Here is a 13,424-nt window from a genome sequence, read left to right on the forward strand (position 1 = left end):
AAACAGGAAATAAGCATGACAAGCAAAAAAAATAATGAGCATATTGAACCTGAAAAGAAACAAGATACTCAGCCAGTAGTTGTTGAAAACGAAAAAGCTGACTCTACAGAGACAAAACAACCTGAACAGAAGCTTGATGCCTCTGCTTCAAATACCGCTAAAAATGAGCAGCCTCAAGCTGAGCATAAAGAGCAAATAGAGAAAGCAGAAAAGCAAGGTAAGCGCGGTGTCAAACTAGGCGCTATTGCGATCGCTATTTCAATTATCTTCAGTGGCGGTATCGCATTTCAAATGCAGCAAAAGAGCGCTGAATACTCGGCTCAAATAGCCGCTCTTCAAGCACAACTTCAAAATACCCAATCTGCGGTAAATAAAGACCTACAAACCATCAAGCAAGAGACTATCCAAGAAGCCTCACACGCGGTGGAGAAAACTCAGGTCGTGCAATCTCAACAGCAGAAGAGCATTCAAAGCCTGCAGTTAGCAGTGGCTGACGTGAAAGGTCGCCGCCCGAATGACTGGTTACTTGCCGAAGCCGATTACCTTGTGAAACTAGCAGGACGTAAACTGTTCCTCGAGCATGATGCCGTTAGCGCAACCAAGTTAATGGAAAGCGCCGATCAACGTATCGCAGCACTGAATGACCCGAGCTTAGTGTCACTGCGTCAATCAATGACCAATGACATTACCAAGCTTCGCACTATTCCTCTGATCGACCGTGACGGCTTAGTTCTGCGTATCACAAGCTTGCAACAGCAAGTCGATACACTGCCGCTTGCCAATGCGATTCTTCCGGAAGCTGCGGTTGTTGAGAAAAAAGCGGTATCGCAAGATATTAATGATTGGCAGAACAACCTGATGACGTCGATGAAAGACTTCTCAGAAAACTTCATCACATTCCGCAGTCGTGATGGCGAAGTTATCCCTCTACTATCACCAGAACAGCACTTCTACCTGCGTGAAAACATCAAAGGTAAATTAGAAACCGCGATTCGCGCCGTCTACAAAGAACAAGGTGAACTCTATAGCGCAGCTCTTAATACCGCTAGCGAGTGGTCGAAAGCTTATCTAAATCAAGATAACAACTCAGTGATTGAATTTGAGAAAGCGATTAAACAGCTAAGTGAACAGAACATCTCTGTGAAATACCCTGTAAAGCTTGAGTCTCAAAATGAGTTGTCAGATGTGATACGTGAGCGCCTACGTCGTGAAGTCACCGTTATGACCACGGAGGAAAAATAATGATTCGTTGGATTTTTCTTTTTCTCGTTCTAGGTGCTGGGTTAATTGTTGGTACTCAGTTCTCTGGTCAACAAGGCTACGTTCTGATCTCAATTGCGAATAAGACCATTGAGATGAGCGTGACAACACTGGTTATCTTCGTCATCGCTCTTCTAGCGGCTCTATTCGGCTTAGAGTACCTATTTAAAAAGCTTATGTACGCGAGCTCGACAACTTGGAATTGGTTCAGTGTTCGTAAATTGAAACGCTCTCGTCGTTATACCAATGAAGGCATCATCAAGCTGCTTGAAGGTGACTGGAAAGGCGCTGAGAAGAAGGTAACACGTTGGGCTAACCATCACGACATGCCTCTACTTTGTTATTTAGTCGCTTCTCAAGCGGCACACGAACAAGGTAATACAAGTGAGCGAGATAAGTACATCGAGCTTGCTAGCCAACAGGACGACTCTCTACTAGCGGTTGAGCTAACTAAAGCTAAACAGCAAATCAGCGAGTCAAACTACGAAGCTGCATTCGATACACTTTCGACCCTAAAAGGCACATACCCTAATAACACTGCTGTACTTGGCCTGTTAAAAGCCACTTACTTGCAACTGAAGTTATGGCAGCCATTGCTAGAGTTAACTCCTAAATTAGTTAAGAACAAACTTCTAACAGCTGATGAGCAACGTGAATTAGAACAGAAAGCACAATGTGGGCTACTTCATGATGTGGCACAACAGCAAGGTAGCGAAGGTTTAATCAGCCATTGGAACAAGCTTTCAAGAAAACAGAAACAAAGTTCGCACCTTGTATCCTGCTTTGTGAAGCAACTTATCGCTCGCAAAGCTGACTCAGAAGCCTTCACTGTGATCAAAGAGAACATTGCAAAGAGTGGGTCAAATGAACTCTACATGTTGCTTCCAGAGCTGAACTTATCCGATCACCACCCAGTAGTGGTCATGCTAGAACGTGCAATTAGTAAAGACAGTGGTAATGCCGAAGCACACAGCGCGCTGGCTCAGTTCTACTTAAGAGAGCAGAAGTGGGCGGAAGCACAAAGCCACTTCGAAAAAGCCCTAGCACTTCGCTCAAATGTTTCAGATTACGGATACCTATCTGACGCACTAGAGAAGCAAAACTTAACGAAAGCAGCTCACGAGGTTTCTCGTAAAGCGCTCGCTCTAGTTCAACCCGCTTAACTCTAAGCGACTCAAACTAAGCCGATGTCTAGCATCGGCTTTTTTGTATCTGCTATTTAACCCTAGATAACTTCTACAATAGCTATAAACCAAGCTCATCAAACACTTACCTGCCCAATACCAACTAACCATGAAATTGCTCAACTGGGCTTCTCAAACACACGGAGAACGACTTTAGTTGTGTCTGTACGTAGTTTTACCATTCTTATAAACAAGTCCTTATAAGAGGTTCGAGAGGAGTCATAGAGAAAAGTGATACCTTGAAGTTCAAGAACAAATGGAGATCAGCTTGAGAGAAGGCGCTTAAAGATATTTACCCGCAGACAGATGCCCACTTAAAGTCACGTTGAATTAACAATTAAATAGCCATCAACGTTCCAACTATAAACCGTTATAACCGGGGAGTTCACGTAACTGCCTGTAGATTAATCTATTAAGTAGAGGGAGATAGCAAGAGTTACCGACCAACAAAACCTTGTTATTAGAAACGAGGCATCTTTATCAGCCAGTTCAAATTAGTAGGAGATAGAGCTCTCAAGACGCTCAGGAAAAGTTAATCAACGAACCAATAGCCACAAGTATAAACTTACGTAATCAAGCGCTGCTAGAGAGAGCAGAGCTTAATAATAAGTGTCGGAATATCAGAGCTCGTGATCAACGTAAAGCGCCTCTACAAACTCTGAGACGAATAATAAGACTCATACCAATCCGGAAAATTAACTGATCAGGTCAATCCAATCTCTTGTACACATTTTTGTGACGCGATCTTTGCACTCAAGAAATCCATTCCAAGCGCTACAGACCTTCGAAACAATATCGTTATAATCAATGAAGTTTTGGTTTGCTAGATAGTGTTGCCTTAACCAACTCCACACTTGCTCTATAGGGTTAAGCTCTGGTGAGTATGGCGGCAATTTGATAATACTGACATTATCAAATGGGTTAGCAATATCATCGGTATGCCATCCTGCGCCATCCATTATTACCACTGAATGACGGTCTTTTTCTGTGACTTTAGATATCTGCTCTAGATGGTTTATCATGATGTCTTTGTTAACCCAAGGGACGACCATTGCCTCACCAATCCCTCTCGAGGGGCACACTGAGCCAAACAAATAAGCGTATTCAAATTGCTGCTGTTTTACTACGCGAGGTCTCGTTCCACGAGTAGCCCAAAGACGTGTTGTTGTGTTCTGCTGACCAAACCTAGCTTCGTCTTGAAACCAGACATCAACACCCTCTAGCCCAATATGGCCGGGGATCTTAAGGATCGTTTCGATTTGGAATTTTTTTAAAATCGTCCTGTATTTGCTGTGATTGTTTAGGGTGTTTGGAACGAGAAGTTATCCAAGAAAAACCCATGTGGTCGAGGAGATAATAGATGGAATTAGGGTGGTAGTGCTTGTCAAAGTGTTTAACGATGTAGTCATGTATATCGCTTCCAACAAGGCGGCCACCAGAAGGTGATTCAGCTTCTTTTTTTATGAAGGCACTGAGTTGAGCCCGCTGCTCATCGGTGAGGTATGCAGGCCTACCAGTCCGAGGTTTTTCTTGAAGTCCTTCTAGGCCTTCTTCAAAAAAAATCCGAATCCATTTATTGACACTGGTTCGACTGACTTTGAGAGATTTTGCAATTTGTGTACGAGAGAGGCCGTCTTTAAAGTGTGCGAGCGCAAGTAAACGCATCTTCATCTGAATGGTTTTTTGCTGGCTCGCAAGCTTTTTGAAGTCAGTGTTATTAAGGCTATCCATGGCTAAATTTCACAATAATTCATCAATCTTAATTAGATCACATTTTTACTTTAATTGGTATTACAGCACTCATAAAACCTAACAACAAACACTTTTCTTCAAATGTAAAAAAGCCCTGCTATTGCTAGCAGGGCTTCTCTAATAAGTGGCGGAGTGGACGGGACTCGAACCCGCGACCCCCGGCGTGACAGGCCGGTATTCTAACCAACTGAACTACCACTCCGCAGTGGAATACTTGTCGTCGCTGACAAGTGTTCAAACTTTTTGTCTTCACTTTTAAAAAAGTGAAAATAAATTTAAAGCCTGGCGATGTCCTACTCTCACATGGGGAAGCCCCACACTACCATCGGCGCTATTGTGTTTCACTTCTGAGTTCGGCATGGAATCAGGTGGGTCCACAATGCTATGGTCGCCAAGCAAATTTTGCTTTTACTTTCAGCTTTTTTTAAAAACTGAAGGCAAAATAATCTGGAAAACTGATTTAAAAGTCTATCTCTTCAAACTCATTCAAGGTCTGGTCTTTCTTTAAGTCCACAAAACCCCTTGGGTGTTGTATGGTTAAGCCTCACGGGCAATTAGTACAGGTTAGCTCAATGCCTCGCAGCACTTACACACCCTGCCTATCAACGTCGTAGTCTACGACAACCCTTTAGGACACTTATAGTGCCAGGGAAAACTCATCTCAAGGCTCGCTTCCCGCTTAGATGCTTTCAGCGGTTATCGATTCCGAACTTAGCTACCGGGCAATGCCATTGGCATGACAACCCGAACACCAGAGGTTCGTCCACTCCGGTCCTCTCGTACTAGGAGCAGCCCCTTTCAATTTTCCAACGCCCACGGCAGATAGGGACCGAACTGTCTCACGACGTTCTAAACCCAGCTCGCGTACCACTTTAAATGGCGAACAGCCATACCCTTGGGACCGACTTCAGCCCCAGGATGTGATGAGCCGACATCGAGGTGCCAAACACCGCCGTCGATATGAACTCTTGGGCGGTATCAGCCTGTTATCCCCGGAGTACCTTTTATCCGTTGAGCGATGGCCCTTCCATTCAGAACCACCGGATCACTATGACCTGCTTTCGCACCTGCTCGAATTGTCATTCTCGCAGTCAAGCGGGCTTATGCCATTGCACTAACCACACGATGTCCAACCGTGTTTAGCCCACCTTCGTGCTCCTCCGTTACTCTTTGGGAGGAGACCGCCCCAGTCAAACTACCCACCAGGCACTGTCCGTAACCCCGATTCAGGGGCCAACGTTAGAACATCAAAACTACAAGGGTGGTATTTCAAGGACGACTCCACCACATCTAGCGACGCGGTTTCATAGTCTCCCACCTATCCTACACATGTAGGTTCAATGTTCAGTGCCAAGCTGTAGTAAAGGTTCACGGGGTCTTTCCGTCTAGCCGCGGGTACACTGCATCTTCACAGCGATTTCAATTTCACTGAGTCTCGGGTGGAGACAGCGTGGCCATCATTACGCCATTCGTGCAGGTCGGAACTTACCCGACAAGGAATTTCGCTACCTTAGGACCGTTATAGTTACGGCCGCCGTTTACCGGGGCTTCGATCAAGAGCTTCGACCGAAGTCTAACCCCATCAATTAACCTTCCGGCACCGGGCAGGCGTCACACCGTATACGTCATCTTACGATTTTGCACAGTGCTGTGTTTTTAATAAACAGTTGCAGCCACCTGGTATCTGCGACTCTCGTCTGCTCCATCCGCAAGGGACTTCACTGATAAGAGCGTACCTTCTCCCGAAGTTACGGTACCATTTTGCCTAGTTCCTTCACCCGAGTTCTCTCAAGCGCCTTGGTATTCTCTACCCGACCACCTGTGTCGGTTTGGGGTACGATTCCTTACAATCTGAAGCTTAGAGGCTTTTCCTGGAAGCATGGCATCAATGACTTCACTACCGTAGTAGCTCGACATCGTATCTCAGCGTTAATAGCGGTCCGGATTTACCTAAACCACCCGCCTACATACTTGAACCTGGACAACCGTCGCCAGGCCCACCTAGCCTTCTCCGTCCCCCCATCGCAATTGTAAGAAGTACAGGAATATTAACCTGTTTCCCATCGACTACGCCTTTCGGCCTCGCCTTAGGAGTCGACTTACCCTGCCCCGATTAACGTTGGACAGGAACCCTTGGTCTTCCGGCGAGGGAGTTTTTCACTCCCTTTATCGTTACTCATGTCAGCATTCGCACTTCTGATACCTCCAGCAGCCCTTACAGACCACCTTCAACGGCTTACAGAACGCTCCCCTACCCCACATATCCTAAGATACGTAGCCGCAGCTTCGGTGTATAGCTTAGCCCCGTTACATCTTCCGCGCAGGCCGACTCGACCAGTGAGCTATTACGCTTTCTTTAAATGATGGCTGCTTCTAAGCCAACATCCTGGCTGTCTGAGCCTTCCCACATCGTTTCCCACTTAGCTATACTTTGGGACCTTAGCTGGCGGTCTGGGTTGTTTCCCTCTCCACGACGGACGTTAGCACCCGCCGTGTGTCTCCCGGATAGTACTTACTGGTATTCGGAGTTTGCAAAGGGTTGGTAAGTCGGGATGACCCCCTAGCCTTAACAGTGCTCTACCCCCAGTAGTATTCGTCCGAGGCGCTACCTAAATAGCTTTCGGGGAGAACCAGCTATCTCCAGGTTTGATTGGCCTTTCACCCCTAGCCACAAGTCATCCGCTAATTTTTCAACATTAGTCGGTTCGGTCCTCCAGTTGATGTTACTCAACCTTCAACCTGCCCATGGCTAGATCACCTGGTTTCGGGTCTAATCCTAGCAACTGTACGCCCAGTTAAGACTCGGTTTCCCTACGGCTCCCCTAAACGGTTAACCTTGCTACTAAAATTAAGTCGCTGACCCATTATACAAAAGGTACGCAGTCACACCACGAAGGTGCTCCTACTGCTTGTACGTACACGGTTTCAGGTTCTATTTCACTCCCCTCACAGGGGTTCTTTTCGCCTTTCCCTCACGGTACTGGTTCACTATCGGTCAGTCAGTAGTATTTAGCCTTGGAGGATGGTCCCCCCATATTCAGACAGGATATCACGTGTCCCGCCCTACTCGTTTTCACTGATGATGAGATGTCGATTACGGGGCTATCACCCTTTATTGCGGCACTTTCCAGAGCCTTCATCTGTCTCATTAAAAGCTTAAGGGCTAATCCAATTTCGCTCGCCGCTACTTTCGGAATCTCGGTTGATTTCTCTTCCTCGGGGTACTTAGATGTTTCAGTTCCCCCGGTTTGCCTCCTGTTGCTATGTATTCACAACAGGATACTTACTTATGTAAGTGGGTTTCCCCATTCAGGAATCCCAGACTCAAAAGGTTATTACTACCTAATCTGGGCTTATCGCAAGTTATTACGCCTTTCATCGCCTCTGACTGCCAAGGCATCCACCGTGTACGCTTAGTCACTTAACCATACAACCCGAAAGGGTCTTAGCGTATGGCAACTAACCAAGGTTTTTGGTTGTCATCAAGAAGGGTTAATTCTCAATGACTGTTTGCCGGACTCAATTGTGATTCAAACAAGTTTGAATCGAATACAAGACACTTGAATGTGTTTGTTGTGTTTATCTAATGAAAGATAAACATTGAGAACTTTTAAATTTGATTGAATTACTCGTAAGTAATCAATCAGTCAGCTTTCCAAATTGTTAAAGAGCTTGATTCAATAAAATGAACCATTTTTAAAGACTCTCGTAAGACTTTTTGTCGAACAAGAACGCTTAAAGATGGTGGAGCTATGCGGGATCGAACCGCAGACCTCCTGCGTGCAAGGCAGGCGCTCTCCCAGCTGAGCTATAGCCCCATCTAGGTCGATATTGGTGGGTCTGAGTGGACTTGAACCACCGACCTCCCGCTTATCAGGCGAGCGCTCTAACCAGCTGAGCTACAGACCCAATATCGTCTCTTTTACTTTCTAAACCTAATCAATCTGTGTGGACACTCATCGTAAGTATCTTCGTATAAGGAGGTGATCCAGCCCCAGGTTCCCCTAGGGCTACCTTGTTACGACTTCACCCCAGTCATGAACCACAAAGTGGTGAGCGTCCCCCCCGAAAGGTTAAACTACCCACTTCTTTTGCAGCCCACTCCCATGGTGTGACGGGCGGTGTGTACAAGGCCCGGGAACGTATTCACCGTGACATTCTGATTCACGATTACTAGCGATTCCGACTTCATGGAGTCGAGTTGCAGACTCCAATCCGGACTACGACGCACTTTTTGGGATTCGCTCACTATCGCTAGCTTGCTGCCCTCTGTATGCGCCATTGTAGCACGTGTGTAGCCCTACTCGTAAGGGCCATGATGACTTGACGTCGTCCCCACCTTCCTCCGGTTTATCACCGGCAGTCTCCCTGGAGTTCCCGACATTACTCGCTGGCAAACAAGGATAAGGGTTGCGCTCGTTGCGGGACTTAACCCAACATTTCACAACACGAGCTGACGACAGCCATGCAGCACCTGTCTCAGAGTTCCCGAAGGCACACCTGCGTCTCCGCTGGCTTCTCTGGATGTCAAGAGTAGGTAAGGTTCTTCGCGTTGCATCGAATTAAACCACATGCTCCACCGCTTGTGCGGGCCCCCGTCAATTCATTTGAGTTTTAATCTTGCGACCGTACTCCCCAGGCGGTCTACTTAACGCGTTAGCTCCGAAAGCCACGGCTCAAGGCCACAACCTCCAAGTAGACATCGTTTACGGCGTGGACTACCAGGGTATCTAATCCTGTTTGCTCCCCACGCTTTCGCATCTGAGTGTCAGTATCTGTCCAGGGGGCCGCCTTCGCCACTGGTATTCCTTCAGATCTCTACGCATTTCACCGCTACACCTGAAATTCTACCCCCCTCTACAGTACTCTAGTTCACCAGTTTCAAATGCAGTTCCGAGGTTGAGCCCCGGGCTTTCACATCTGACTTAATGAACCACCTGCATGCGCTTTACGCCCAGTAATTCCGATTAACGCTCGCACCCTCCGTATTACCGCGGCTGCTGGCACGGAGTTAGCCGGTGCTTCTTCTGTTGCTAACGTCAAGAGATGCCGCTATTAACGACACCCCCTTCCTCACAACTGAAAGTACTTTACAACCCGAAGGCCTTCTTCATACACGCGGCATGGCTGCATCAGGCTTTCGCCCATTGTGCAATATTCCCCACTGCTGCCTCCCGTAGGAGTCTGGACCGTGTCTCAGTTCCAGTGTGGCTGATCATCCTCTCAGACCAGCTAGGGATCGTCGCCTTGGTGAGCCATTACCTCACCAACTAGCTAATCCCACCTAGGCATATCTTGACGCGAGAGGCCCGAAGGTCCCCCTCTTTGGCCCGTAGGCATTATGCGGTATTAGCCATCGTTTCCAATGGTTATCCCCCACATCAAGGCAATTTCCTAGGCATTACTCACCCGTCCGCCGCTCGACGCCCATTAACGCACCCGAAGGATTGTTAGTGTCGTTTCCGCTCGACTTGCATGTGTTAGGCCTGCCGCCAGCGTTCAATCTGAGCCATGATCAAACTCTTCAATTTAAGATTTTGTGACTCAACGAATACTGACTTCAAAACTAATATTTACCGCTCTTTCGAAAAAGAACAGAAACATGTAATTCTAAAGCTATTACCATTCCAACAGAATGGTAATGAATTGACTGTGCCAAAATTAAGTAAACTTAATTTTGTATTGGTCACTCAGTTCATTGAAATCAAGTTTGTTACCGAAGTAACTGCCATTCCTAAGAATGACGTTTTGATATTCATCAACGAGTGCCCACACAGATTGATAGGTTTAAATTGTTAAAGAGCTTTGCTTTCAGTGCCTTAGCACTTAAGCAGGACGCGTATAATACGCTTTCCACTTTGAAAGTCAACATAAAATACTAAGAAAACTTAGAACTCTATGGTGACTTGTCTATTTAATAGACAAAGTCGAACTTTTGTCTTCACTTTCAAAAAAGTGAAAATAAATTTAAAGCCTGGCGATGTCCTACTCTCACATGGGGAAGCCCCACACTACCATCGGCGCTATTGTGTTTCACTTCTGAGTTCGGCATGGAATCAGGTGGGTCCACAATGCTATGGTCGCCAAGCAAATTTTGCTTTTACTTTCAGCTTTTTTAAAAACTGAAGGCAAAATAATCTGGAAAACTGTATTTAAAAGTCTATCTCTTCAAACTCATTCAAGCGTTTGGTATTTCTATTGAGTCCACAAAACCCCTTGGGTGTTGTATGGTTAAGCCTCACGGGCAATTAGTACAGGTTAGCTCAATGCCTCGCAGCACTTACACACCCTGCCTATCAACGTCGTAGTCTACGACAACCCTTTAGGACACTTATAGTGCCAGGGAAAACTCATCTCAAGGCTCGCTTCCCGCTTAGATGCTTTCAGCGGTTATCGATTCCGAACTTAGCTACCGGGCAATGCCATTGGCATGACAACCCGAACACCAGAGGTTCGTCCACTCCGGTCCTCTCGTACTAGGAGCAGCCCCTTTCAATTTTCCAACGCCCACGGCAGATAGGGACCGAACTGTCTCACGACGTTCTAAACCCAGCTCGCGTACCACTTTAAATGGCGAACAGCCATACCCTTGGGACCGACTTCAGCCCCAGGATGTGATGAGCCGACATCGAGGTGCCAAACACCGCCGTCGATATGAACTCTTGGGCGGTATCAGCCTGTTATCCCCGGAGTACCTTTTATCCGTTGAGCGATGGCCCTTCCATTCAGAACCACCGGATCACTATGACCTGCTTTCGCACCTGCTCGAATTGTCATTCTCGCAGTCAAGCGGGCTTATGCCATTGCACTAACCACACGATGTCCAACCGTGTTTAGCCCACCTTCGTGCTCCTCCGTTACTCTTTGGGAGGAGACCGCCCCAGTCAAACTACCCACCAGGCACTGTCCGTAATCCCGATTCAGGGACCAACGTTAGAACATCAAAACTACAAGGGTGGTATTTCAAGGACGACTCCACCACATCTAGCGACGCGGTTTCATAGTCTCCCACCTATCCTACACATGTAGGTTCAATGTTCAGTGCCAAGCTGTAGTAAAGGTTCACGGGGTCTTTCCGTCTAGCCGCGGGTACACTGCATCTTCACAGCGATTTCAATTTCACTGAGTCTCGGGTGGAGACAGCGTGGCCATCATTACGCCATTCGTGCAGGTCGGAACTTACCCGACAAGGAATTTCGCTACCTTAGGACCGTTATAGTTACGGCCGCCGTTTACCGGGGCTTCGATCAAGAGCTTCGACCGAAGTCTAACCCCATCAATTAACCTTCCGGCACCGGGCAGGCGTCACACCGTATACGTCATCTTACGATTTTGCACAGTGCTGTGTTTTTAATAAACAGTTGCAGCCACCTGGTATCTGCGACTCTCGTCTGCTCCATCCGCAAGGGACTTCACTGATAAGAGCGTACCTTCTCCCGAAGTTACGGTACCATTTTGCCTAGTTCCTTCACCCGAGTTCTCTCAAGCGCCTTGGTATTCTCTACCCGACCACCTGTGTCGGTTTGGGGTACGATTCCTTACAATCTGAAGCTTAGAGGCTTTTCCTGGAAGCATGGCATCAATGACTTCACTACCGTAGTAGCTCGACATCGTATCTCAGCGTTAAGAAAGTCCGGATTTACCTAAACTTTCCGCCTACATACTTGAACCTGGACAACCGTCGCCAGGCCCACCTAGCCTTCTCCGTCCCCCCATCGCAATTGTAAGAAGTACGGGAATATTAACCCGTTTCCCATCGACTACGCCTTTCGGCCTCGCCTTAGGAGTCGACTTACCCTGCCCCGATTAACGTTGGACAGGAACCCTTGGTCTTCCGGCGAGGGAGTTTTTCACTCCCTTTATCGTTACTCATGTCAGCATTCGCACTTCTGATACCTCCAGCAGCCCTTACAGACCACCTTCAACGGCTTACAGAACGCTCCCCTACCCCACATATCCTAAGATACGTAGCCGCAGCTTCGGTGTATAGCTTAGCCCCGTTACATCTTCCGCGCAGGCCGACTCGACCAGTGAGCTATTACGCTTTCTTTAAATGATGGCTGCTTCTAAGCCAACATCCTGGCTGTCTGAGCCTTCCCACATCGTTTCCCACTTAGCTATACTTTGGGACCTTAGCTGGCGGTCTGGGTTGTTTCCCTCTCCACGACGGACGTTAGCACCCGCCGTGTGTCTCCCGGATAGTACTTACTGGTATTCGGAGTTTGCAAAGGGTTGGTAAGTCGGGATGACCCCCTAGCCTTAACAGTGCTCTACCCCCAGTAGTATTCGTCCGAGGCGCTACCTAAATAGCTTTCGGGGAGAACCAGCTATCTCCAGGTTTGATTGGCCTTTCACCCCTAGCCACAAGTCATCCGCTAATTTTTCAACATTAGTCGGTTCGGTCCTCCAGTTGATGTTACTCAACCTTCAACCTGCCCATGGCTAGATCACCTGGTTTCGGGTCTAATCCTAGCAACTGTACGCCCAGTTAAGACTCGGTTTCCCTACGGCTCCCCTAAACGGTTAACCTTGCTACTAAAATTAAGTCGCTGACCCATTATACAAAAGGTACGCAGTCACACCACGAAGGTGCTCCTACTGCTTGTACGTACACGGTTTCAGGTTCTATTTCACTCCCCTCACAGGGGTTCTTTTCGCCTTTCCCTCACGGTACTGGTTCACTATCGGTCAGTCAGTAGTATTTAGCCTTGGAGGATGGTCCCCCCATATTCAGACAGGATATCACGTGTCCCGCCCTACTCGTTTTCACTGATGATGAGATGTCGATTACGGGGCTATCACCCTTTATTGCGGCACTTTCCAGAGCCTTCATCTGTCTCATTAAAAGCTTAAGGGCTAATCCAATTTCGCTCGCCGCTACTTTCGGAATCTCGGTTGATTTCTCTTCCTCGGGGTACTTAGATGTTTCAGTTCCCCCGGTTTGCCTCCTGTTGCTATGTATTCACAACAGGATACTTACTTATGTAAGTGGGTTTCCCCATTCAGGAATCCCAGACTCAAAAGGTTATTACTACCTAATCTGGGCTTATCGCAAGTTATTACGCCTTTCATCGCCTCTGACTGCCAAGGCATCCACCGTGTACGCTTAGTCACTTAACCATACAACCCGAAAGGGTTTCTATTTGCTTTCACTTTAAAAAGTGAAGACAAATAAGTGTATGGCAACTAACCAAGGTTTTTGGTTGTCATTAAGAAGGGTTAATTCTC

The 13,424-nt window shown here is 47.3% G+C and carries 3 protein-coding genes, 3 tRNA genes and 5 rRNA genes; 2 read left to right on the forward strand and 9 right to left on the reverse strand.

What is annotated here, in order from left to right:
- Window positions 1-15 precede the first annotated feature (15 nt).
- Together BCU07_RS20360 and BCU07_RS20365 are read left to right on the forward strand one after the other, a co-directional pair.
- A complete protein-coding gene (locus tag BCU07_RS20360) occupies window positions 16-1,242 on the forward strand; it encodes a uroporphyrinogen-III C-methyltransferase (protein ID WP_017061006.1) in 1,227 nt (408 codons plus the stop codon).
- On the forward strand, window positions 1,242-2,423 hold the full coding sequence (locus BCU07_RS20365; protein ID WP_017061005.1) for a heme biosynthesis protein HemY: 1,182 nt from the start codon (window positions 1,242-1,244) through the stop codon (window positions 2,421-2,423). The genes BCU07_RS20360 and BCU07_RS20365 overlap by 1 nt, the downstream gene beginning before the upstream one ends.
- A gap of 716 nt (window positions 2,424-3,139) precedes the next feature.
- Here BCU07_RS20365 and BCU07_RS20370 read toward each other — a convergent pair.
- The 9 genes from BCU07_RS20370 to BCU07_RS20410 all read right to left on the reverse strand — a co-directional run bounded on the left by BCU07_RS20370 (window position 3,140) and on the right by BCU07_RS20410 (window position 13,316).
- Window positions 3,140-4,175 (reverse strand): IS630 family transposase gene (locus tag BCU07_RS20370; protein ID WP_413286181.1). Its coding sequence is split into 2 segments (ribosomal slippage): window positions 3,140-3,715 and window positions 3,717-4,175, totalling 1,035 coding nucleotides; the frame shifts between segments, so codons are not numbered across the junction.
- A gap of 146 nt (window positions 4,176-4,321) precedes the next feature.
- Window positions 4,322-4,398: transfer RNA gene (locus BCU07_RS20375), tRNA-Asp, on the reverse strand.
- Window positions 4,399-4,476: 78 nt separating this feature from the next.
- Window positions 4,477-4,592 (reverse strand): 5S ribosomal RNA (rrf, locus tag BCU07_RS20380).
- 137 nt (window positions 4,593-4,729) lie between these two features.
- A 23S ribosomal RNA gene (locus BCU07_RS20385) occupies window positions 4,730-7,623 on the reverse strand.
- Window positions 7,624-7,938: 315 nt separating this feature from the next.
- A tRNA-Ala gene (locus BCU07_RS20390) sits at window positions 7,939-8,014 on the reverse strand.
- Window positions 8,015-8,028: 14 nt separating this feature from the next.
- Window positions 8,029-8,105 (reverse strand) — tRNA-Ile (locus tag BCU07_RS20395).
- Window positions 8,106-8,172: 67 nt separating this feature from the next.
- A 16S ribosomal RNA gene (locus BCU07_RS20400) occupies window positions 8,173-9,727 on the reverse strand.
- Between the two features lie 441 nt (window positions 9,728-10,168).
- Window positions 10,169-10,284 (reverse strand): 5S ribosomal RNA (gene rrf, locus BCU07_RS20405).
- Window positions 10,285-10,423: 139 nt separating this feature from the next.
- Window positions 10,424-13,316, reverse strand: a 23S ribosomal RNA gene (locus BCU07_RS20410).
- The 16S, 23S and 5S rRNA genes sit together here with 3 tRNA genes alongside, the layout of an rRNA operon.
- Window positions 13,317-13,424 lie beyond the last annotated feature (108 nt).

The sequence above is a fragment of the Vibrio sp. 10N.261.54.E10 genome, assembly GCF_002877735.2.
Lineage (GTDB): Bacteria > Pseudomonadota > Gammaproteobacteria > Enterobacterales > Vibrionaceae > Vibrio > Vibrio crassostreae_C.

Excerpts from the sequence above, each read along its gene's own strand:
- BCU07_RS20360 (WP_017061006.1), top strand. The coding sequence starts at position 16 with ATGACAAGCAAAAAAAATAATGAGCATATTGAACCTGAAAAGAAACAA.
- BCU07_RS20365 (WP_017061005.1), top strand. The coding sequence starts at position 1,242 with ATGATTCGTTGGATTTTTCTTTTTCTCGTTCTAGGTGCTGGGTTAATT.